General features: G+C 67.9%; 19 protein-coding genes, 2 pseudogenes and 1 riboswitch. Of the genes and pseudogenes, 17 read left to right on the forward strand and 4 right to left on the reverse strand.

Annotated elements, in window-relative coordinates:
* The first annotated feature begins 162 nt into the window (after positions 1 to 162).
* From ffh to thiC, 11 genes and pseudogenes are all read left to right on the forward strand, one after another.
* The gene (gene ffh / locus P7L68_RS26330; protein WP_062770512.1) at positions 163 to 1518 is read left to right on the forward strand and encodes a signal recognition particle protein; all 1356 of its coding nucleotides are present in this window, start codon (positions 163 to 165) and stop codon (positions 1516 to 1518) included.
* Between the two features lie 100 nt (positions 1519 to 1618).
* Positions 1619 to 1984 (forward strand): 30S ribosomal protein S16, encoded by a 366-nt coding sequence (gene rpsP, locus P7L68_RS26335; RefSeq protein WP_062770510.1) that lies wholly within the window; start codon positions 1619 to 1621, stop codon positions 1982 to 1984.
* A 49-nt stretch (positions 1985 to 2033) separates the two neighbouring features.
* Positions 2034 to 2615, forward strand: coding sequence for a ribosome maturation factor RimM (rimM, locus tag P7L68_RS26340; RefSeq protein ID WP_372002752.1), 582 nt, complete (start codon positions 2034 to 2036; stop codon positions 2613 to 2615).
* A complete protein-coding gene (gene trmD / locus P7L68_RS26345; protein ID WP_372002753.1) occupies positions 2612 to 3388 on the forward strand; it encodes a tRNA (guanosine(37)-N1)-methyltransferase TrmD in 777 nt (258 codons plus the stop codon). Before rimM ends, trmD begins: the two co-directional genes overlap by 4 nt.
* 195 nt (positions 3389 to 3583) lie before the next feature.
* A pseudogene (gene rplS, locus P7L68_RS26350) lies at positions 3584 to 3952 on the forward strand (50S ribosomal protein L19); the annotation flags it as partial.
* A gap of 340 nt (positions 3953 to 4292) precedes the next feature.
* Positions 4293 to 5696 (forward strand): 3-isopropylmalate dehydratase large subunit, encoded by a 1404-nt coding sequence (gene leuC / locus P7L68_RS26355; protein ID WP_372002754.1) that lies wholly within the window; start codon positions 4293 to 4295, stop codon positions 5694 to 5696.
* 38 nt (positions 5697 to 5734) lie between these two features.
* The gene (gene leuD, locus P7L68_RS26360) at positions 5735 to 6352 is read left to right on the forward strand and encodes a 3-isopropylmalate dehydratase small subunit (RefSeq protein ID WP_372002755.1); all 618 of its coding nucleotides are present in this window, start codon (positions 5735 to 5737) and stop codon (positions 6350 to 6352) included.
* Positions 6353 to 6477: 125 nt separating this feature from the next.
* Positions 6478 to 7587, forward strand: coding sequence for a 3-isopropylmalate dehydrogenase (gene leuB / locus P7L68_RS26365; RefSeq protein WP_372002756.1), 1110 nt, complete (start codon positions 6478 to 6480; stop codon positions 7585 to 7587).
* Between the two features lie 233 nt (positions 7588 to 7820).
* Positions 7821 to 8879 (forward strand): Asd/ArgC dimerization domain-containing protein, encoded by a 1059-nt coding sequence (locus P7L68_RS26370; RefSeq protein WP_372002757.1) that lies wholly within the window; start codon positions 7821 to 7823, stop codon positions 8877 to 8879.
* Positions 8880 to 8892: 13 nt separating this feature from the next.
* Entirely contained in the window at positions 8893 to 9552 is a 660-nt protein-coding gene (locus P7L68_RS26375) for a 2OG-Fe(II) oxygenase (RefSeq protein WP_372002758.1), read from the forward strand.
* Positions 9553 to 9602: 50 nt separating this feature from the next.
* Positions 9603 to 9734: riboswitch (TPP riboswitch) on the forward strand.
* A 124-nt stretch (positions 9735 to 9858) separates the two neighbouring features.
* Positions 9859 to 11571 (forward strand): annotated as a pseudogene (gene thiC / locus P7L68_RS26380) (phosphomethylpyrimidine synthase ThiC); the annotation flags it as partial.
* Here thiC and P7L68_RS26385 read toward each other — a convergent pair.
* From P7L68_RS26385 to P7L68_RS26395, 3 genes are read right to left on the reverse strand one after another with little or no spacing between them, the layout of a single operon-like run.
* Positions 11571 to 12821: an APC family permease gene (locus P7L68_RS26385; protein ID WP_372002759.1), complete on the reverse strand. Its 1251-nt coding sequence runs from the start codon at positions 12819 to 12821 to the stop codon at positions 11571 to 11573. The pseudogene thiC and the gene P7L68_RS26385 sit on opposite strands and share 1 nt — an antisense overlap.
* The gene (locus tag P7L68_RS26390; RefSeq protein WP_372002760.1) at positions 12818 to 13189 is read right to left on the reverse strand and encodes a cupin domain-containing protein; all 372 of its coding nucleotides are present in this window, start codon (positions 13187 to 13189) and stop codon (positions 12818 to 12820) included. The genes P7L68_RS26385 and P7L68_RS26390 overlap by 4 nt, the downstream gene beginning before the upstream one ends.
* Positions 13190 to 13192: 3 nt before the next feature.
* Positions 13193 to 13957 carry a YqcI/YcgG family protein gene (locus tag P7L68_RS26395; protein ID WP_372002761.1) on the reverse strand — a complete coding sequence of 255 codons (765 nt, stop codon included), beginning with the start codon at positions 13955 to 13957 and terminating at the stop codon, positions 13193 to 13195.
* 236 nt (positions 13958 to 14193) lie between these two features.
* Here P7L68_RS26395 and P7L68_RS26400 point away from each other — a divergent pair, with 236 nt between their 5' ends.
* On the forward strand, positions 14194 to 14685 hold the full coding sequence (locus tag P7L68_RS26400) for an Lrp/AsnC family transcriptional regulator (protein WP_372002762.1): 492 nt from the start codon (positions 14194 to 14196) through the stop codon (positions 14683 to 14685).
* Positions 14686 to 14687: 2 nt separating this feature from the next.
* On the opposite strand, the gene pdxY is transcribed toward P7L68_RS26400, so the two are convergent.
* A complete protein-coding gene (pdxY, locus tag P7L68_RS26405) occupies positions 14688 to 15554 on the reverse strand; it encodes a pyridoxal kinase (RefSeq protein ID WP_372002763.1) in 867 nt (288 codons plus the stop codon).
* Positions 15555 to 16009: 455 nt separating this feature from the next.
* Here pdxY and P7L68_RS26410 point away from each other — a divergent pair, with 455 nt between their 5' ends.
* The 5 genes from P7L68_RS26410 to sdhA all read left to right on the forward strand — a co-directional run bounded on the left by P7L68_RS26410 (position 16010) and on the right by sdhA (position 20804).
* Positions 16010 to 16882: a CoA ester lyase gene (locus P7L68_RS26410; RefSeq protein WP_372002764.1), complete on the forward strand. Its 873-nt coding sequence runs from the start codon at positions 16010 to 16012 to the stop codon at positions 16880 to 16882.
* Between the two features lie 10 nt (positions 16883 to 16892).
* Positions 16893 to 17960 carry a MaoC family dehydratase gene (locus tag P7L68_RS26415; RefSeq protein ID WP_372002765.1) on the forward strand — a complete coding sequence of 356 codons (1068 nt, stop codon included), beginning with the start codon at positions 16893 to 16895 and terminating at the stop codon, positions 17958 to 17960.
* Positions 17961 to 18189: 229 nt separating this feature from the next.
* Entirely contained in the window at positions 18190 to 18576 is a 387-nt protein-coding gene (gene sdhC, locus P7L68_RS26420) for a succinate dehydrogenase, cytochrome b556 subunit (RefSeq protein ID WP_372002766.1), read from the forward strand.
* Between the two features lie 49 nt (positions 18577 to 18625).
* On the forward strand, positions 18626 to 19006 hold the full coding sequence (gene sdhD / locus P7L68_RS26425; RefSeq protein WP_014746789.1) for a succinate dehydrogenase, hydrophobic membrane anchor protein: 381 nt from the start codon (positions 18626 to 18628) through the stop codon (positions 19004 to 19006).
* A gap of 7 nt (positions 19007 to 19013) precedes the next feature.
* Positions 19014 to 20804 (forward strand): succinate dehydrogenase flavoprotein subunit, encoded by a 1791-nt coding sequence (sdhA, locus tag P7L68_RS26430; RefSeq protein ID WP_372002767.1) that lies wholly within the window; start codon positions 19014 to 19016, stop codon positions 20802 to 20804.
* The last annotated feature ends 39 nt before the right edge of the window (positions 20805 to 20843 follow it).

Here is a 20843-nt window from a genome sequence, read left to right on the forward strand (position 1 = left end):
GCATCACGACCCGAAACGGGCGCCGATGCCGGGGGCCGGCCGGCGCCCGCCCGGTCGGGCGATACAGACCTTCGGCGACGAAGGCATGTGTCCCCGCCGATGGGAGCATCAGAGGCCGGCGATCGTCGCAGGCCCGCTCCGAGCGAGACGGAAACCGATACGATGTTCGAGAATCTGACCGGCCGGCTCGGCGAGGTCTTCGACCGCCTGAAGCGCCGTGGTGCGCTGACCGAAGCCGACGTGACCGCGGCGCTGCGCGAAGTGCGCATCGCGCTGCTGGAAGCCGACGTTGCCCTCCCCGTCGTCAAGGACTTCATCTCTGCCGTGCGCGAACGCGCCGTCGGCCAGGAGGTGCTGCGCGGTATCAATCCCGCGCAGATGGTCATCAAGATCGTCCACGACCACCTGACGGAGATGCTGGGCGGCGATGCGGTCGAGGTCGACCTGAACGCACCCGCGCCGGTCGCGATCATGATGGTCGGCCTGCAGGGCTCGGGCAAGACCACCACCTCCGCCAAGCTCGCCCGCCGGTTCCGGCTGCGCGACAAGAAGCGCGTCCTGCTCGCCTCGCTCGACGTCTACCGTCCGGCGGCGCAGCAGCAGCTGGAAGTGCTGGCGAAGCAGGCCGAGGTCGGCAGCCTGCCGATCGTCTTCGGCGAAAAGCCGGTCGCCATTGCCGAGCGCGCGATGAAGATCGCGGCCCGGGAAGGCTATGACGTCGTCATCCTCGACACCGCCGGCCGGCTGCACATCGACGATGTGCTGATGGACGAGGTCGCGGCGGTCAAGTCGAAGGCCCGCCCGCACGAAACCATCCTGGTCGCCGACGCCATGACCGGCCAGGACGCGGTGACCATTGCCAAGACCTTTCAGGACCGGGTCGGTCTGACCGGCATCGCGCTGACCCGCGTCGACGGCGACGCCCGCGGCGGTGCGGCGCTGGCCATGCGCTCGGTGACCGGCAAGCCGATCAAGCTGCTGGGCCAGGGCGAAAAGCTCGACCAGCTTGAGACCTTCCACCCCGAGCGTATCGCGTCGCGCATCCTCGGCATGGGTGACGTGGTCTCGCTGGTGGAAAAAGCGGCCGAGACCATTGATCGCGAAGAGGCCGAAAAGCTCGCCGCCAAGATCCAGAAGGGCACGGGCTTCGACCTCGACGACATGGCCAAGCAGTTGCGCCAGCTGCGCAAGATGGGCGGCATGAAAGGCATGCTCGGCATGCTGCCGGGTGTCGCCAAGATGAAAGCCCAGCTGAACGAGGCCAAGCTGGACGAGAAGATCCTGGTTCGTCAGGAGGCGATCATCATGTCGATGACGCCGAAGGAACGCCGCAATCCCGAGATCATCAAGGCCTCGCGCAAGAAGCGCATCGCGGCCGGCTCGGGCAGCAGCGTCCAGGACGTGAACAAGCTGCTCAAGCAGCACCAGGATATGGCCAAGATGATGAAGCAGGTCGGCAAGCTCGGCAAGAAGGGCATGATGCGCGGCGGCCTGCAGAACCTGTTGCCGCGCATGTGATGACCCGGCCTCTGCGGCCGTCTCGATACTGCGCGCACGTTTCCACTGATCCCCGTCTCTCCAAAGAAGACACCACCTCCGGAACAGGACCCCGAATCAGATGTCCGTGAAGATCCGCCTGACCCGCCTCGGTGCGAAGAAGAGCCCCGTCTACCGCATCGTCGTTGCCAATTCGCGCAACGCCCGTGACGGCGCCTACATCGAGAAGATCGGCACCTACAACCCGCTGGCGGCCAAGGACGATCCGAGCCGCGTCGTGCTGAACACCGAGCGCGCCCAGTACTGGGTCGGCGTCGGCGCCCAGCCGACCGACCGCGTCGCCCGCTTCCTGGCCGCCGCCGGCATCATCGCCAAGGTCGACCGCAGCAACCCGACCAAGGGCAAGCCGAAGGCGAAGGCGCAGGAGCGCATGAAGGAAGCGGCCGCCGCCGCTGCCGCCGCCGAAGCCGCTGCCGCCGAGGCCTGATCCGGACCGGATCTTCCGGCCTGATCCATAAAGGGAATGCCGTTCATCCATGTCCCGTTCCGGACGTCCCGCCGGTCCCGCCGGGGGCCGGGCTGCCCCGCCGCAGCCCGCCCCGGTCGATCCGGCAGAACTGGTCTGCATCGCCGAGTTTGCCGCCCCTCAGGGGGTGCGCGGGCTGGTGCGTCTGCGCCCGTTCACCGAGGATCCCGAGGCGGTGGCGGATTACGGCCCCCTCTATGACCGCACCGGCACCCGCGCCTTCCGCATCCGCATCACCGGCCCCCACAAGGTGGGGCTGGTGGTGAAGGTGGAGGGCGTGGACGACCGCGACGCCGCCGCCGCTCTCACCGGCATCCGGCTCCATGTCCCCCGCTCTGCCCTGCCGCCGATCGAGGACGACGAAGAGACCTGGTACCATGCCGATCTGATCGGTATGGAGGTGGTGGATCAGGCCGGTGCCGTGGTGGGCCGGGTACGGGCCGTCCATGATTTCGGCGCGGGCGACGTGCTCGAGATCGACCGGCCGGGCGATAAGGCATCGCTGATGCTGCCCTTCACCCGTGACTATGTTCCCGAGGTGTCGGTTGCGACCGGGCGGATGGTGATCGATCCGCCGGAGGGGCTCGAATGAGCGGCCCTGCGGCAGAAATACCTGCGGACGAGGGCGAGGTCGCCGGAACCGGGGTTCCCTGGTCGGCCGAAATCCTGACCCTCTATCCCGAGATGTTTCCCGGGCCGCTGGGGCATTCCCTGGCGGGCCGGGCGCTCGACCGCGGGCTTTGGACGCTTGGCGTAACGCAGCTGCGCGATTACGGCCTCGGCCGGCATCGCGCGGTCGACGACACGCCGTCCGGGGGTGGTCCCGGCATGGTCATGAGGGCCGATGTTCTGGCTCCCGCGATCGATGCCGCGATCGAAAAATGCCCCGGCCACGCCTTGATTTACTTGACTCCGCGCGGGCAACCGCTTACCCAATCGCGGATCAGACGTCTGGCCGCCGGGCCCGGCGTCATTGTCCTGTGCGGCCGGTTCGAGGGCGTGGATCAACGCCTTCTTGACGCCCGGCCGTTCGAGGAGATCTGCCTCGGCGATTTTATCCTCTCCGGTGGGGAACTCGCAGCGTTGGTCATGATCGACGCTTGTGTGCGCCTGTTGCCGGGCGTCATGGGAGCTCATGCCTCCCAGGCGGAGGAAAGTTTCGAGGACGACCTGCTCGAATATCCGCATTACACCCGTCCCGATGTCTGGGAGGGGCGCGCGGTGCCTGAGGTTCTGACCTCGGGTCACCACGAACGGATCCGGGCCTGGAGACAGGACCGGGCAGAGGCGGTGACGCGGGAGCGACGGCCCGATCTGTGGGCGCGGCGTGAGGCGCGCCGCCGCGGCAGCGGCGGCGGGACCTGACGCCGCGCAGCCTTGCCGGCCCCGATTCCGGGACATCGGCCAAGGTCGCCGGAAGAAGCTGAAGACCTGGAAGACCTCCCGGATCATCCGGGAAAGCATTGACTTGAAACTGGCCTGCGCCCGGGGCGCGGCCCCCAACATGGCGATGGCAGGCGGCCCGGTCCGCCCGCCGGATGTCGAAAGAGGTAGGGTGCGATGAACATCATCCAGCAGCTCGAACAGGAGCAGATCGCGCAGCTGACCGCCGCCCGCGCCGTGCCGGATTTCGAGCCGGGCGACACGGTGCGCGTGAACCTGCGCGTCGTCGAGGGCAACCGCGAGCGCGTGCAGGCCTATGAGGGCGTGTGCATCGCCCGCAAGGGCGGCTCGCTGAACGCCTCGTTCACCGTCCGCAAGATCTCGTATGGCGAGGGCGTCGAGCGCGTGTTCCCGCTCTACAGCCCGCTGATCGAGAGCATCGATGTGGTCCGCCGTGGCCGCGTGCGTCGCGCGAAGCTCTACTATCTGCGTGGCCGGACCGGTAAGGCCGCCCGCATCGCCGAGCGTCGCGACACCCGCGGTCAGGCTGCCAGCTGATCCCTTCGGGACCAGCAGCCGCAGGGCTTCGAGCCGCCGGTCTTCCTTCGGGAAGGCCGGCGGTTTTCGTTTGCACAGACACCGCTGTGACGTCCCGCCCCGCCCCTTCACCGTGCACAGACCGGCGAGCCGGAATGCCCAATTGGTATACCAAAATGGAGCCCCACCATCTAACTCTTTGAATTTGAACATTTCTTTCCGCTTCCCAAGGGCGCGGGGACATATTATTCTTGCCCTCGAAGCAGCCGATGCGACGCAATCTGTCGCGCAGCGGAAATCGCCGCCGTCAAGACGGCCCGCTGACCGCCCAAGCGTGAACGAGGAACCGATGTCCGCCCCACGTACCCTGTACGACAAGATCTGGGAGAGCCACCTGGTCGAGAGCCGTGAGGACGGTTCGGCCCTGATCTATGTCGACCGCATGCTCATCCACGAGGTCACGAGCCCGCAGGCCTTCGAAGGTCTGCGTGTCGCCGGCCGCAAGCCGCGGCGCCTCGATGCGCTGCTGGCGGTGGCCGACCACAACGTGCCGACGCTGCAGCGGGCCCAGGGCATCGCGGATCCGGTTTCGCGCACCCAGGTCGAGACGCTGGAAGAGAACTGCGCCCATTTCGCCGTGCCCTATTTCCCGATCATGGACGACCGTCAGGGCATCGTGCACGTGATCGGCCCCGAGCAGGGCTTCACCCTGCCCGGCACGGTCATCGTCTGCGGCGACAGCCACACCTCGACCCACGGCGCCTTCGGTGCCCTGGCCTTCGGCATCGGCACCTCCGAGGTCGAGCATGTGATGGCGACCCAGACCCTGGTCCAGTCGCCGTCGAAGACCATGCGGATCAATGTCGAGGGCGAACTGCCCCGGGGCGTGGGCCCCAAGGACATCGTGCTTGCGATCATCGGCCGCATCGGTACCGGCGGCGCCACCGGCCGCGTGGTCGAATATGCCGGTTCGGCGATTCGCAGCCTGTCGATGGAAGGCCGGATGACGGTCTGCAACATGTCGATCGAGGCGGGCGCCCGTGCCGGCCTGGTCGCCGTCGACGAGAAGACCATCGACTATCTGCGCGACCGGCCGATGTCGCCCAAGGGCGAGCTGTTCGAGCAGGCCGCCGCCTATTGGCGGACGCTGGTCTCCGACGAAGGCGCCGTGTTCGACTCCGAGATCACGATCGATGCCGCCAGCATCGTGCCGCAGGTGACCTGGGGCACCAGCCCGCAGGACGTGGCGCCGATCACCGGCACCGTGCCGAACCCGGCCGAGGTTGCAGACCCCATGCGTCGCGCGGCCATGGAGCGGGCGCTGAGCTATATGGGCCTCGAGCCCGGCACGCCGCTTGCCGCAGTGCCGGTGCAGAAGGTCTTCATCGGCTCGTGCACCAACGGCCGGATCGAGGATCTGCGCGAGGCGGCCGCCATCGCCCGCGGCCGCAAGGTGGCCCAGGGCGTGCAGGCGCTGGTCGTGCCCGGCTCGGGCCTGGTCAAGAAGCAGGCCGAGGCCGAGGGCCTGGACAAGATCTTCGTCGAAGCCGGTTTCGAATGGCGCGAGGCGGGCTGCTCCATGTGCCTCGCCATGAATGCCGACCGGCTGGGCGAGGGCGAGCGTTGCGCCTCCACCTCGAACCGCAATTTCGAAGGCCGGCAGGGCCGCGGTGGCCGCACCCATCTGATGAGCCCGTCGATGGCCGCCGCAGCTGCCATCTCCGGCACGCTCGCCGATGTGCGCGCCCTCTGAGCCCCGCTCCCAGAACTTCCGGCCGAAAGCCTGATCCCATGGACAAGTTCACGACCCTGACCGGCATCGCCGCGTCCTTCCCGCGGGTCAATATCGACACCGACCTGATCATCCCGAAGCAGTATCTGACCACCATCAAGCGCACCGGCCTGGGTGTCGGCCTGTTCTCCGACGTCCGCTATGATCGCGACGGCAACGAGACGAGCGATTTCGTGCTGAACAAGGCGCCGTGGCGCGAGGCGAAGATCCTGCTCGCCGGCGACAATTTCGGCTGCGGCTCCAGCCGTGAGCATGCTCCCTGGGCACTGCTCGATTTCGGCATCCGCTGCATCATCGCGCCGAGCTTCGCCGACATCTTCTACAACAACTGCTTCAAGAACGGCATCCTGCCGGTCAAGCTGGACGAGGCCCTGGTGCAGAGCCTGATGCCGCTGGCCGAGAACCCCGAGACCGCGGTGATGACCGTGGATCTGGCGGCGCAGGAGATCCGCGCTCAGGGCCGCGAGCCGATCCGTTTCGAGATCGACGGTTTCCGCCGTCACTGCCTGCTGGAAGGCCTCGACGACATCGGCATCACGCTGACCTCGGAAGACCGGATCACCGCCTTCGAGGCGAAGCAGAAGGCCGCCCAGCCCTGGCTCTACGCCGACGGCTGAACGGCTGATCCGACCCTTGAAGATGGCCGCGGCGGGGAGGCAAGACCCGGCCGCGGCCGTCTTCGATGCGACGACCGCTCCCCAGACGATCGCCCCCATTCGAGACAGAAAGACGGACGCGACACATGGCCGCCAACAAGAAGCTGCTGATCCTGCCGGGTGACGGCATCGGCCCCGAAGTGATGGGCGAGGTTCGCCGCATCATCGGCTGGTTCGAGAAGGCCCGCGGGCTCTCCTTCGACATCGAGGAAGATCTGGTCGGCGGCGCCGCCATCGACGCCTACGGCACGCCGCTGGCGGACAAGACCCTGGATCTCGCCATGGGCGCCGATGCGGTGCTGCTGGGTGCGGTCGGCGGCCCGAAATGGGAGCCGCTGCCCTTCGAGATCCGCCCCGAGCGCGGCCTGCTGAAGCTGCGCAAGGAAATGCAGCTCTACGCGAACCTGCGCCCGGCGATCGTGTTCGACGAACTGGCGGACGCCTCGACGCTGAAGCGTGAGGTGGTGGCGGGTCTCGACATCCTGATCATCCGCGAGCTGACCGGCGACCTCTATTTCGGCACGCCCCGCGGTGTCGAGACGCTGCCCGACGGCACCCGCCGCGGCATCAACACTATGGTCTATACCTCGCCGGAAGTCCGCCGGGTGGCCAAGATCGCCTTCGACCTGGCCCGCAAGCGCGGCTCGAAGGTCTGCTCGGTCGACAAGGCCAATGTGGTCGAGACCACCGAGATGTGGCGCGAAGAGGTCATCAAGCTCCATGGCGAGGGCTATGAGGACATCCAGCTCAGCCACATGTATGTCGACAATGCGGCCATGCAGCTGGTCCGCAATCCGAAGCAGTTCGACGTCATCGTGACCGGCAACATCTTCGGCGACATCCTGTCGGACGAAGCCGCGATGCTGACCGGCTCGCTCGGCATGCTGCCCTCGGCCTCGCTGGGCGATCCCGACGAGACCGGCCGCCGCCGCGCCCTCTACGAGCCGGTGCATGGTTCGGCCCCCGACATCGCCGGCCAGGGCATCGCCAACCCGCTCGCCACCGTGCTCAGCTTCGCCATGATGCTGCGCTATTCCTTCGACCTCGACGAGGCGGCGAATCAGGTCGAGCAGGCGGTCCGCAACGTGCTGGCGCGTGGCCTGCGCACCGGCGACATCATGCAGCCCGGCATGACCCTGGTCTCGACCCAGGCCATGGGCGAGGCGATCGTCGAGGAGCTGGCGAAGCTCGGCTGAGGCACCACGCCCCGGCCCCCGACCGGCCCTTGCCGAAACGATCTTTACGACGACATTCCGGCGGAGCCCTTCCATCGGCAGGGCTTCGTCCTTATGTTGCGCCCGCAAGGCATCGGCGGCTTCCGCTGGTGTCCGGCGGGCGCAATGCCGTTCCGGCCGCCCCCTCAGCGACGGGGCAACGGCGCCACGAACGGTGCCCCCGCCCTTTCCAGACGACATCGAAGGAAGACGTCATGGCCGATGTGATCGCGGTGATCGGTGCCGCCGGTGCCGCCGGACGCGAGGTGCTGCAGGTTCTGGCGGCCCGCGGAACCGGTGTGGAACGGGTCCGCGCGCTGGAGACCGAGGTTCAGCGCGGCGACGCCCTCACCTATGGCGACGACCATGAAGTGCCGCTCGTGAAGCTCGCCGATTTTGATTTCGCAGGTGTCGCGGTGGCGATTTTCGCCGGCCTGCCGGCGATTGCCAGGGTGCACGGCCCGCGCGCCGCTGCCGCGGGTGCCGTGGTGGTCGACATGACCGGCGCCTATCGCAGCATCGACGGCGTGCCCCAGGCGCTGATGCCGGTGAACCCGCGCGCGCTCAGGGCCTGGAGTCGCCACCGTGCCGTCGCCTGCCCGCCAGCCGCCGCGGTCGCGATCGCGATGGCCTTGAAGCCGCTGCATGCGCTGGTACCGGTTGCCGCGCTCTCCGCCACGGTGCTGCAATCGGCCTCGGGCGCAGGCAAGGCCGCGATGGACGAATTGTTCGCCCAGACCAAGGACATCTTCATCGGCAACCGTCGCGACCCTGAGCAGTTTCCGAAGCAGATCGCCTTCAACGTGATCGGCGCCGAGGCCGATGATGCCGCCACCGGCCGCACGCGGGAAGAGCACGAGATCGCCGGCGCGATCGGCGCTCTGCTCGGCCCCGCCATCGCCGCCCGCATCGTCACCGCACAGGTACCGGTTTTCATCGGCGACAGCATCGCGCTCTCCGTCACCTTCGAGCGCGAGATCGACCCGGCCGCGGCCTGGACGGCGCTGCATGACGACCGCGATCTGGCGGTCACCGCTCCGGCACCGGGCGGCGAGGCCGACCAGGATGCCGCCACCACCCCGGTCGAGATCGTCGGCGAGGCGCCGGTTTATGTCTCGCGCCTGCTGTCGGATCGGAGCGATGCGCGCGCGCTCGATCTCTGGATCGTCGCCGACAACCTGCATCGTGGCCAGGCGCTGACCGCGGTCGAGATTGCCGAGGCCCTGCTCCGCGACCACCTCACCCCCCGCCTCGGCAGCACATCCGAGGCCTGATCCGGAGATCCATATGGGGCCGGCCGACCGTTTCGAACTTCCTTCGCCGGCCTTCCGGCCGGCCCCGCTCCGCGACGAGGCCGTCTATCCGGCAAGCGGTCTGCGCCCCGCCGGTTTCGCGGCCCTCGACGGCGTCTTCGACGACGCACTCTGCGACGCCCTGATCGCCGCCTTCGATGCCGGGGGCGGCCACAATGCCTCCCTGGTCAAGGGCGTACAATCGGCCGGCATCCGCCGGTCGCGGGTGTTATGGTTCGATGCCGACAGCAGCCCCGACCCCGAGCTGACGGCCGTGGTCGACCGGCGGATGGCCGAGGTTACCGCCCTCTTCAACCGCACCCGTTTCGGCTTCGCGCTCGACGGCTTCGATGAAGCCTTCCAGATCGCCCGCTATGATGCCGAGATCGCCGGCGGCTATATCCGCCATGTCGACCGCGGCGAAGGCCCGCGCGCCCGGCGCCGCAAGCTCGGCATCTCGATCCAGCTCTCGGCGCCCGAGGATTACGACGGCGGCGACCTGATCCTGGAACCCCAGGCCGTGCCGATCAGCGGCCCCCGGCGCCGTGGTACGGCAATTGCCTTTCCTTCCTATGTCATTCACGAGGTCACCCCGGTCACCCGCGGTTGCCGTTACAGCTTCGTCGCCTGGGTACACGGACCAGGCTTCGTCTGACCTGCTGCAAACCCATGGTTGACGAGCCGATCTTCGGCTGAGCTAATAGAGGCCTTCACCCGGGGAGTCCCGACAAGGGGCTGAGAGTCTGCTGGCAGAAGCCCTTGAGGCCGTCGCAGCGCAGAGACCCGCCGAACCTGATCCAGTTCATACTGGCGTAGGGATGGTGTACGCGTCTCCGCCCGGATGTCCCGGCAAGGCGCCCGGGCCCGGTCGTCTCGGCCTTTGCCCGAGCGCGTTCCGGAGCAGCCCCCACCCGTCCGTCCGCGAACTGGGTCTCCACTCTGATGATGTGGAGCCTCACGCATGCCATCGACCGACCGCCCCGAGATCGCCGCCGACCCGATCGATACGCCCATGGTGACCATGGGCCCGCTGCCCGCCTCGCAGAAGCGCTATGTGCCGGGACGTCTGCATCCGGAGATCCGGGTGCCGCTGCGCGATGTCCGGCTCGATCCCGCCGCCGGCGAGCCGCCGCTTCCGATCTACGACGCCTCAGGACCCTATACCGATCCCGACCGGCCCCCCCGGCTGGAAGAGGGCCTGCCCCGGATCCGCAGCCCCTGGATTCTGGCACGCGGCGATGTCGAGACGATCCCGGGTGCCCCGATTCCCGCTCCGGATGCCCCGTCACCCGGCCGCTGCCGGATGCCGGGCTTCCCGATCCGCCACCGGCCGCTCCGTGCCAGGGCGGGGCGGGCCGCCACGCAGCTCGCCTATGCCCGCGCCGGCGTCGTGACACCGGAGATGGAGTTCGTCGCCATCCGGGAAAATCTCGGCCGCGAGGATGGTCATATCACCCCGGATTTCGTGCGGGAGGAAATCGCCTCCGGCCGCGCCATCATTCCTGCCAACATCAATCATCCAGAGATCGAGCCGATGATCATCGGCCGGAATTTTCTGGTGAAAGTGAACGCCAATATCGGCAATTCCGCCGTCACCTCCTCGATGGCCGACGAGGTCGAGAAGATGGTCTGGGCCACGCGCTGGGGGGCCGATACGGTTATGGATCTGTCCACCGGCCGCGACATCCACGGCATCCGGGAATGGATCCTGCGCAACAGCCCGGTGCCGATCGGCACGGTGCCGCTCTACCAGGCGCTGGAAAAGGTGGGTGGTATCGCCGAAGCGCTCGACTGGCCGGTCTATCGCGACACGCTGATCGAACAGGCCGAACAGGGCGTGGACTATTTCACCATCCATGCCGGGGTCAGGGCGGCCCATATCCCCCTCACCACCGGACGGGTGACCGGGATCGTCAGCCGCGGCGGCTCGATCATGGCCCGCTGGTGCCAGTACCATCGGGCGGAGAATTTCCTCTACAGCCATTTCGACGAGATCTGCGAGATCGCCCGGGCCTATGACGTGTCGTTCTCGCTGGGCGACGGGTTGCGCCCCGGATCGGTGGCCGACGCCAATGATGCCGCCCAGTTCGCCGAACTCGAAACCCTGGGCGAGCTCACCCGCATCGCCCGCGCCCGCGACTGCCAGGTGATGGTCGAAGGGCCCGGCCATGTGCCGATGCACAGGATCCGCGAGAATGTCGACCGGCAGATGGCGCTCTGCGGGGATGCCCCTTTCTACACCCTGGGCCCGCTGGTCACCGACATCGCCCCCGGCTATGACCACATCACCTCGGGCATCGGGGCCGCGATGATCGGCTGGTTCGGCACGGCCATGCTCTGCTACGTGACGCCGAAAGAGCATCTGGGCCTGCCAGACCGGGAAGACGTTCGCACCGGCGTGGTGACCTATCGTATCGCTGCCCATGCGGCCGATCTGGCCAAAGGCCATCCGGCCGCCCGGCTGCGCGACGACGCCCTCTCTCGCGCCCGGTTCGATTTCCGCTGGGAGGACCAGTTCAACCTGTCTCTCGACCCCGACACGGCCCGGCGCCTGCATGATGAAACCCTGCCGGCCGCCGCCCATAAATCAGCCCGGTTCTGTTCGATGTGCGGGCCGAAATTCTGTTCGATGCGCATCTCCCACGACATCCGTGAGACCGCCCTGATGAAAGGCTAGGCGGCATGCAGGGACCGGCGGCGATGAACGGCAAGACCCAGGGCCGCCAGCACCAGCGGATAGATCACCGATCCGCCCTGGGCCAGGGCGAGGCCTGCGACCAGAACCACACAGGCGGCCGCAAGCAGCCGGATGCCCGGAGCCTCGGACAGCCGGAACAGGGCTGCCGCAGCAACGCCGTAGAGGATCAGGAAATTCTGTCCGGCAATGCCGAGCAGCACGTCGACGCGGCTGAAGCCGGCCGCGTCGGCGGCGATCACCGCCAGCAGCACCACGACAAGCACGCCGGCCGCCCTGACCGGCTGATCGCCGCGCAACCCCGCCAGCGCCCGCGGCAGGGTACCGGCCCGGGCAAGGGCGAAGATCATCCGCGAGACACCCCAGATGGCAGCCGCCAGATTGGCCAGGATCATCACGGTCACGACCGCGGCCACCGCCCGCCCGCCGGCGGGCCCGAACCGGCCGTCCATGATGGCTGCGAACGGGGTTTCGAACCGGCCGCCGAGATCGCGGGTCTGTGCGATCCAGGCCATCACCAGATAGAGCACCACCGCCACCACGAAAGACAGTGCCATGGCCCGCGGAAAATCGCGGGCCGGGTCACGGAATTCCTCCGACAGATTGGAAGCGATTTCCCATCCCGTGAAGGCGAAGAAGATCATCATGAACGGTGCCAGGGCCAGGCCCCAGTCGATCCGATCCGGCAGCAACGGCAGGGGGGTGGCGGCTTCCGGCACCAGTACCGCACCCGTCACCGCGATCGCCCCCAGCAGCACCAGCAGCACAGCCGCCATCGCCTGGTTCACCCGGGCAGCCCCCGCCGCCGACAGCAGGTTCACACCCAGCCCGGCCACCACCAGCCCCGCCGCCCAAAGATGCGGGCTGCCGCCCACGGCCTCCGCAGCGTAGTAGCCGCCGGTCAGCGCGATGGACGGCAGACCGATCGCCACCGCTCCGAGGAGGATGAACGACGAGGCCGGCGCCCAGGCGGAGCCGAAGGCGCGGGCGGCAAAATGGCCGATGCCGCCCGCATCCGGAAACCGCCGGCCCAGGATCACGAACACCGCAAGCAGTGGCAGGGCTGCAAGTGCACAGATCCCCCAGGCGAGCAGGGCATGATCACCCGCCTGCCGCACCGCCAGGCCCGGCAGGATCAGCAGCCCCGCCCCCAGCACGATGTTGAGCATCACCGCCGCCCCTTTGAGCGGGCCCAGATTGCGCGCGAGTTCGCGGCCGCCTTCGCTCATGCCGTCCCTCCTCCCTCTCTGTCATGGCCTGCGGCGGCGGTCTTGCCGGCCAGGGCAACGATCTGCGGCGCGATCAGATAGACCGCGCCCCCCTCCAGCGCCACGGAGCCGTGGCGGATGCCGGCCGGCAGGCGGATCACGTCGCCCTGGCGGCAGACGGTTTCCGTGGTCCCGGGCTCCGCAGCCCAATAGAACCGCAGACTGCCTTCCAGAATGACCAGGGTCTCATCGACCGGATGAGCGTGCCAGGCATGCTCCTTGCCCGGCTGGTCGCGCTGTACCTCGACGGCGCCCTGTTCCGGCATCAGGGCCCGGATCAGGTCCGGCAGGGCCGGCGGGGTCAGGTGGCGGGTCAGGATCTCGACCATGGCTCAGACCACCTCCGCATCGGCATCCCTGAGCCGCGCGAACGGGCAGGCGGGCGCCGGCCGGTTGGCGTCGTCCAGGAAATACTGGCGATGTTCGCGGGTCTCGGGCGCCCCATAACGACCGAGATCGGGTGAGGCCGGCAGCATGTCGAAGGCGACCAGCCGTCGCCGCACCTTGGCGAAGGACATCGCCGCGGCCTGTTCCGTCCCCAGGATTTTGTCGAACACCCAGCGCGGCTGGAAGGTGAGCATGAAAGTGCTCGACCGCCGGCTCTGGCGGGCGATATGGGCCGGGGTGTTGCAGACCACGAAGACCGGCTCCCCCGCGAAGCAGAACTCCCAGAGCGGCTCGTCGGTGCCGGCCGGTATCTCCGCCGGCCATGGTGCCGCATCGCGCCGGGCCAGCGCCGCCAGCAGCCCCCACATCCGCGCCCGGTACTCCTCGATCCCCGCCACGCGGCCGGGGCGGAAGAAGGCGACCAGAGAGGCATGGGGTCCGAAACTGCGCGCCTCGGCCACGAAGCGGCCGAGTGCCGCGGCCAGCCGGTCGGCGGCCGGCCCGTCCGGATCCGCCGCCTCGTCGTCGATGAACAGATAGCGCAGCTGGTCGGTCTCGAATCCCTTCACCCCGAAGACGCAGGGGAAAGGCCGGACCGGGCTGGAGATGGTGGCGGCGAATTCGTCATACACCACCCGCTGCCAGCTGCCCGCAGGCAGCCGGCCGGCAAGATCGTCGCGCGACAGATAAGGCGCGGGTGCAGCGGACATCGGTCCCGTGTCGAACATGATGTCTTCCCATGACTGGCGATGGCGGGGGTGCGGTCGCAGGCTTCGCAAATCGATATCCCTCCGTCGATTTCGAAGCCGTAAGTTGCGACCGCAGTCACTGCACACTTAAACGTTGCATTGCTCGCCAGACCAGAGTTCAAATTGAACACACCAAACCATAATGAAACCCCTGGGCAATAACCAGGGGGCACGCATCCGCACCGGAACCCATGATCATGTCTCAGGACCAGGCCTCACCCGGCCGGCGCCGCGACGCGCCGGAGCTGTCCCTGAGCGAGACCGATCTGCAGCTGATCGACCTGCTGCGCGAAGACGCCCGCCGCAGCATCAGCACGCTGGCCGCCCTGATCGGCACCTCGCGTCCCGCCATCCGCCGTCGGATCGATCGCCTGCAGGCGCAGGGGGTCATCCGCCGCTTCACGGTCGAAACCGCCCTGCCGGCAGCCGCCATCGCAGATCGCGGCATCGACGCCCTGTTCTCCATCGTCGCCCGCACCGGCAGCCATCGCGGCCTGCTCGCCACCATCCGCCAGCGCCCGGAATGCCGCGCCGCCTGGGCGGTGACCGGCACGCCCGACCTGGTCGTCATCGTCCACTGCCTGTCGGTGGCTGCCCTCGACGGCTTGCGCGACCACCTGGCCCGGCACACCGCGGTCAAGTCGGTCTCGACCGCGGTGATCCTGGACGGCTGGCAGCGCGACGGCTGATATCAGAGCGGGTGGATCTCGACGGTGCGGTAATCGGCGGCCAGCATCGCCTCCTGCGCCGCCACCAGGGCCAGTTCCGGCCCGCCCAGCTTCCGGCTTTCCTCGACCACCGCCCAGGTGGCGACGACCGCCCGGCGGATGGCACGGCCGAGGTCGCGATGGGTCAGCCAGTCGGCGAGCAGCACGGCCGAGAACATGTCGCCGGTGCCCGAGAAATGGACCGGCACCAGCGGGGTCTCGATCCGGAAGCGGCCGGCGCGGCCGACTGCGATCACCTCCACCGATCCCGCCGCCGTCTCGGCGACCTTGACCGAGGTCGCGACCACCATGTCGGGCCCCATGGAGGCCAGCCGGTCCAGCGCCTCGATCACCTCGGCGCGGGTGCGCGTATGGCGGCCGGTCAGGTGATCGAGTTCGAAATGATTGGGGACCACCAGATTGGCACGGGGCAGCAGATGCTCGACCATCGCCTCGGCCACGCCCGGCTGGACATAACGCCCGCCCGGATAATCGCCGATCACCGGGTCGAACAGATAGAAAGCCCCCGGCACCCGCCGGCGGACCCGATCGACCGCCTCCGCCGCCACGGCCACCTGGCCGGCGCTGCCGAAATAGCCGGTCAGCACGGCGCGCACGAAGCCGAGTCCGCCGCCGGCCTCTTCGGGCAGGGCGTCCAGCCCCTCGATGATACCGCGCATCTCGGTCTCGTCGACCACGGTGCCGCGCCAGCCGGGATAGCGGGGATTGCTGCTGAACCGCACCGTGTCGATCGGGCAGACCTCCTGGCCCAGCCGTTCAAGCGGCAGGGTGGCGGCACAATTGCCGACATGGCCGAAGCTCACCCGTGACTGGATGCTGAGGACAGTCATCGGCGGTACTCCCAAAACGCAGGGTCCGGCAACGCATACGGCAAAGCCTGGGCCGCGCCGGACATAGAGGGGGGATCAGGGGCGGGAGACGGAAGTCGGGGGTGGCGACCGGCTTCCGGCGGCGGCCCTGGATTGCGGGCGCCGCGGACCTGGATGCTTGCACGGCCGGGGCGCGGGCTTCAACCCCTGCGCGCCACGCATCCGTGCAGCCCGGCCCTGCGGCCCCTGCAGGCGCGGGTCGGCAACTTTGTTGCGCCGCAGAACAGATCTGCGCAATGCTTTCGCAGCGGCACAAGGTGGTTTATAGTCGCGCGCGAGCCGGCCGGGCCTTCTTCCCGTCCCGCCGCACGGATCCCTGCCCGTGGATCCGGGGCCGCGGGAGCAAGGTCATGGCCGGATGCCCCTTCCTGCCACGCATTCCTTCCCGCCACTCACCCCAGCCACGGAAGCCCGACATGGCCAAGACCAATCGTCCCCGCCGCAGCATGCTCTATATGCCGGGTGCCAATACCCGCGCCCTCGACAAGGCCCGGACCCTCGCGGCCGATGCGCTGATCCTGGATCTGGAAGACAGCTGCGCGCCGGATGCGAAGGATGCCGCCCGTGCCAATGTCGTGGCGGCACTGGCCGAGGGCGGCTATGGCAATCGTGAGCTGATCATGCGCGTCAATGCGCTCACCACCCCCTGGGGCCATGCCGATCTGGTCGCCGCGGCGAAGAGCGGCGCCCATGGCGTGCTGGTCCCCAAGGTCGATGGTGCCGAGGGCGTGCGCCAGGCGGAAGCCGTGCTGCGTGATGCCGGCGCACCCGACGATCTGAAGCTCTGGGTGATGATGGAGACCCCGCTCGCCATCCTCCGGGCCGAGGAAGTCGCCGGCGCCACCCCGCGCCTCGCCGGCCTGGTGCTCGGCACCTCGGATCTGGCCAAGGATCTGCACTGCGCCCATACCCCTGAGCGCCTGCCCTTCCTCGCCAGCCTGTCGCTGTGCATCCTGGCCGCCCGTGCCTTCGACCTCGCGATCATGGACGGCGTGCATCTGGATCTGGACGACGAAGACGGCTTCGCCCGCGTCTGCCGCCAGGGTGCGGAACTCGGCATGGACGGCAAGACCCTGATCCATCCGAAGCAGCTGGCCGCCGCCAACGAGGCCTTCGGTCCGTCGGAGGCCGATATCGCCAAGGCGGAGAAGATCATCGCCGCCCATCAGGCCGCCGTTGCCGAGGGCAAGGGCGTGGTCGTGGTCGACGGCAAGCTGGTCGAGAACCTGCACGTGGTCGGCGCGCGCCGCCTGCTCGACATGGCAGAGCAGATCAAGACCCTGGGCTGAGGCGGAACCGATGGCACAGAAGACCAATCCCGGCCGCTTCTTCGAAGACTTCACCCTGGGTGAGGAAATCGTCCATGCCACCCCGCGCACGGTGACCGAGGGCGACCAGTCGCTCTATACGGCACTTTACGGCACCCGGTTCGCGGTGAATGCCTCGGCGGAATTCGCCCGCAGCCTGGGGCTTGCCGGCGCGCCGATCGACGATCTGCTCGTCTTCCATGTCGTCTTCGGCAAGACCGTCCCCGATGTCTCACTGAACGCGGTCGCCAATCTGGGCTATGCCGGCGGCCGTTTCGGCGTACCGGTCTTCGCCGGCGACACGCTTTCCACCCGCTCCACGGTCATCGGCCTCAAGCCCAACGGTAACGGCCAGACCGGCGTGGTCTGGGTGCGCTCCACCGGGCGCAATCAGCGGGGCGAGATGGTGCTGGATTATGTCCGCTGGGTGATGGTGAAGCGCCGCGCCCCCGGCACCGACGTCTCGGCCACTCATGACTGCCCGCCGGCCGATCTGCCCAAGGCCGTCGATCCGGCCGATCTGGTGGTGCCGGCCGGGCTCGATAGCCGTGGCTTCGATTTCGCTCTGTCGGGTGAACCGCACGCCTTCGAAGACTACACACCCGGCGAGCGTATCGACCATGTCGACGGCATGACCATCGAAGAGGCCGAGCATCAGATCGCGACGCGCCTCTATCAGAACACCGCCAAGGTCCATTTCAACCAGCTGGAAGCCAACGGCAACCGCTTCGGCCGGCGGCTGATCTATGGCGGCCATGTCATCAGCCTGGCCCGGGCGCTGTCGTTCAACGGCCTCGCCAATGTGGTCCGGGTGGCGGCGATCAATGCCGGTGCCCATGCCAACCCCACTTTCGCCGGCGACACGATCCATGCCTGGTCGGAAGTGATCTCGGCCGACCCGCTGCCGGGCCGGACCGATCTCGGTGCGTTGCGACTGCGTCTCATTGCTATCAAGAATCGGGCGGCCGCCGACTTTCCTCTCAAAGATGCCGACGGCAAATATCTTGCCGACGTCGTTCTCGACCTAGATTACACCGTGCTGGTGCCGCGCCGCGGCTGAACAGCGCCACCGCCCTCTACCATCGGGCGTCCGGTCCGATCCCCCTGTGCCGGCACCCGGCGCGGGGGGTGCGACTTTCGCCGGGCTTTCGTTGACTTGGGCGGCGGGTGGGCCTATTCAGTACGGCGTGACGAAAGGCGTGCGTTTTCAAGCCGTAAACGTTGAGCCGCCCGGCGAGGTACCTTCGCCATGCCGGGACGAGCCCCTGGAGTGCAGGTTCTAGAAGCCCATGGCCAAGACCGACAACCGACCGCTTTCGCCGCATCTGCAGGTCTACCGCCTGCCGCTGACGGCGCTCATGTCGATCTCGCACCGCGCCACCGGCGTGGCGCTGAGCGTCGGCACCCTGCTGCTCGCCTGGTGGCTGATCGCCGCTGCAACGGGCGCTGAGTCCTTCGAAACCGTGCAGGGCTTTCTCGGCTCGTGGTTCGGCATGCTGCTGATGTTCGGCTGGAGCCTGGCGCTGTTCTACCACATGGCGAACGGCATCCGGCACCTGGTCTGGGACGCAGGCTATGGCTTCGACGTCAAGCAGGCCGAGAAGATGGGCCGCATCGTCCTGGTCGCCGCGGGCGGCCTGACCCTGCTGGCCTGGATCATCGGCCTGTCGGTCTGATGGGCGAGAAAAGACTGCAGAAACTGCGGCTGGTTCGAGGACGATCAAGATGAGCTTGCGCAATCCCCTCGCCCGCGTTCGCGGGCTGGGCTCGGCTAAAGAAGGTGTCCAGCACTGGTGGCTCCAGCGGGTGACCGCCATGGCCATGGTGCCGTTGACCCTGTGGTTCGTGATTTCGGTGATCGCGCATCTGGGCGCCGGCCGGCTGGAGATGGTGGACTGGATGTCCTCGCCGGTCTCCGCCGCACTGATGATCGCTTTCCTGGTCAGCCTGTTCTGGCACGCGAAACTGGGCCTGCAGGTCGTCATCGAGGATTACGTGCACAACGAGGCGTGCAAGATCGCGTCGCTGACCGCCATGACCTTCGCGGTGGTCATCGTCGGCATCGCCTGCGTCGTCTCGGTGCTGAAGCTCGCCTTCGGAGGCTGAACGCGAAATGACCACGGCTTACAAGATCATCGACCATGAATACGACATCGTGGTCGTCGGCGCCGGCGGCGCCGGTCTGCGTGCGACCATGGGCATGGCCGCGAAGGGTCTGAAGACCGCCTGCATCACCAAGGTGTTCCCCACCCGCAGCCACACCGTGGCGGCGCAGGGCGGCATCTCGGCCGCGCTCGGCAACATGGGCGAGGATGACTGGCGCTGGCACATGTACGACACCGTCAAGGGGTCGGACTGGCTGGGCGACCAGGACGCCATCGAGTACATGTGCCGCGAAGCGATCCCGGCGATCATCGAGCTTGAGCATTTCGGCGTGCCGTTCTCGCGCACCGAAGAGGGCAAGATCTACCAGCGCCCCTTCGGCGGCATGACCACCCGCTACGGCCAGGGCCGCGCCCAGCGCACCTGCGCCGCCGCGGACCGTACCGGCCATGCCATCCTGCACACCCTCTACCAGCAGGCCCTGAAGAACGACGCCGAGTTCTTCATCGAGCACTTCGCGCTCGACCTGATCATGGACGACGAGGGCGCCTGCCGCGGCGTGATGAGCTGGGACCTGGCGACCGGCGTCCTGCACCGTTTCCGCTCGCATCTGGTCGTGATCGCCACCGGCGGCTACGGCCGGGCCTATTTCTCCTGCACCTCGGCCCATACCTGCACGGGTGACGGCAATGCGATGGTGCTGCGCGCCGGCCTGCCGCTGCAGGACATGGAGTTCGTGCAGTTCCACCCGACCGGCATCTACGGCGCCGGCTGCCTGATCACCGAAGGCGTGCGCGGCGAGGGCGGCTATCTCACCAACTCCAACGGTGAGCGCTTCATGGAGCGCTATGCGCCGTCGGCCAAGGATCTTGCCTCACGCGACGTCGTCAGCCGTGCGATGACCATCGAGATCCGCGAGGGTCGGGGCGTCGGCAAGCGCAACGACCACATCCATCTGCACCTGGAACATCTCGATCCCGAGATCATCCATCAGCGCCTGCCGGGCATCGCCGAAACCGCGAAGGTGTTCGCCGGTGTCGACGTGACCAAGGAGCCGATCCCGGTGCTGCCGACCGTCCATTACAACATGGGCGGCATCCCGACCAATTACCGCACCGAAGTTGTCCGCCCCACCCCCGGCAATCCGGACGAGGTGGTGCCGGGCCTGATGGCGATCGGCGAGGCGGCCTGCGTGTCGGTGCACGGCGCCAACCGCCTGGGATCGAATTCGCTGCTCGATCTGGTCGTGTTCGGCCGCGCGGCGGCGATCCGCGCCGCCGAGATCGTCACCCCCGGCCAGCCGCACAAGGCGATCGGCGCCGATGCCTCGGAACGGGCGATCGCCCGCTTCGACAAGCTGCGCCATGCCAACGGCACCGTCTCGACCGCGGAACTCCGCGACGAGATGCAGCGGACCATGCAGAACAACTGCGCCGTCTTCCGCACCGGTGAGGTGCTGGAGGAAGGTCTGGCCGAGATGCACAAGATCTACGCCCAGCGCGACAACCTCCGTGTCACCGACCGCTCGCTGGTCTGGAACTCGGATCTGGTCGAGACGCTGGAGCTGGACAACCTTCTGGGTCAGGCGCTGGTCACCATCGCCGGTGCCGCCAACCGGCCTGAAAGCCGTGGCGCGCATGCCCGCGAGGATTATCCGGACCGCGACGACAAGGACTGGATGAAGCACACCGTCGCCTACTGCTCGGACGAGGGCGAGGTCGCCTTCGACTATCGCCCGGTGCATATGACGACGCTGACCAACGAGGTCGAGGTGTTCCCGCCGAAGGCGCGCGTCTACTGACGCCGCCTTAACGACCCCACGTCGACCGAGGACGAGACG

This window comes from Tistrella mobilis, from assembly GCF_041468085.1.
Classification (GTDB): domain Bacteria; phylum Pseudomonadota; class Alphaproteobacteria; order Tistrellales; family Tistrellaceae; genus Tistrella; species Tistrella mobilis_A.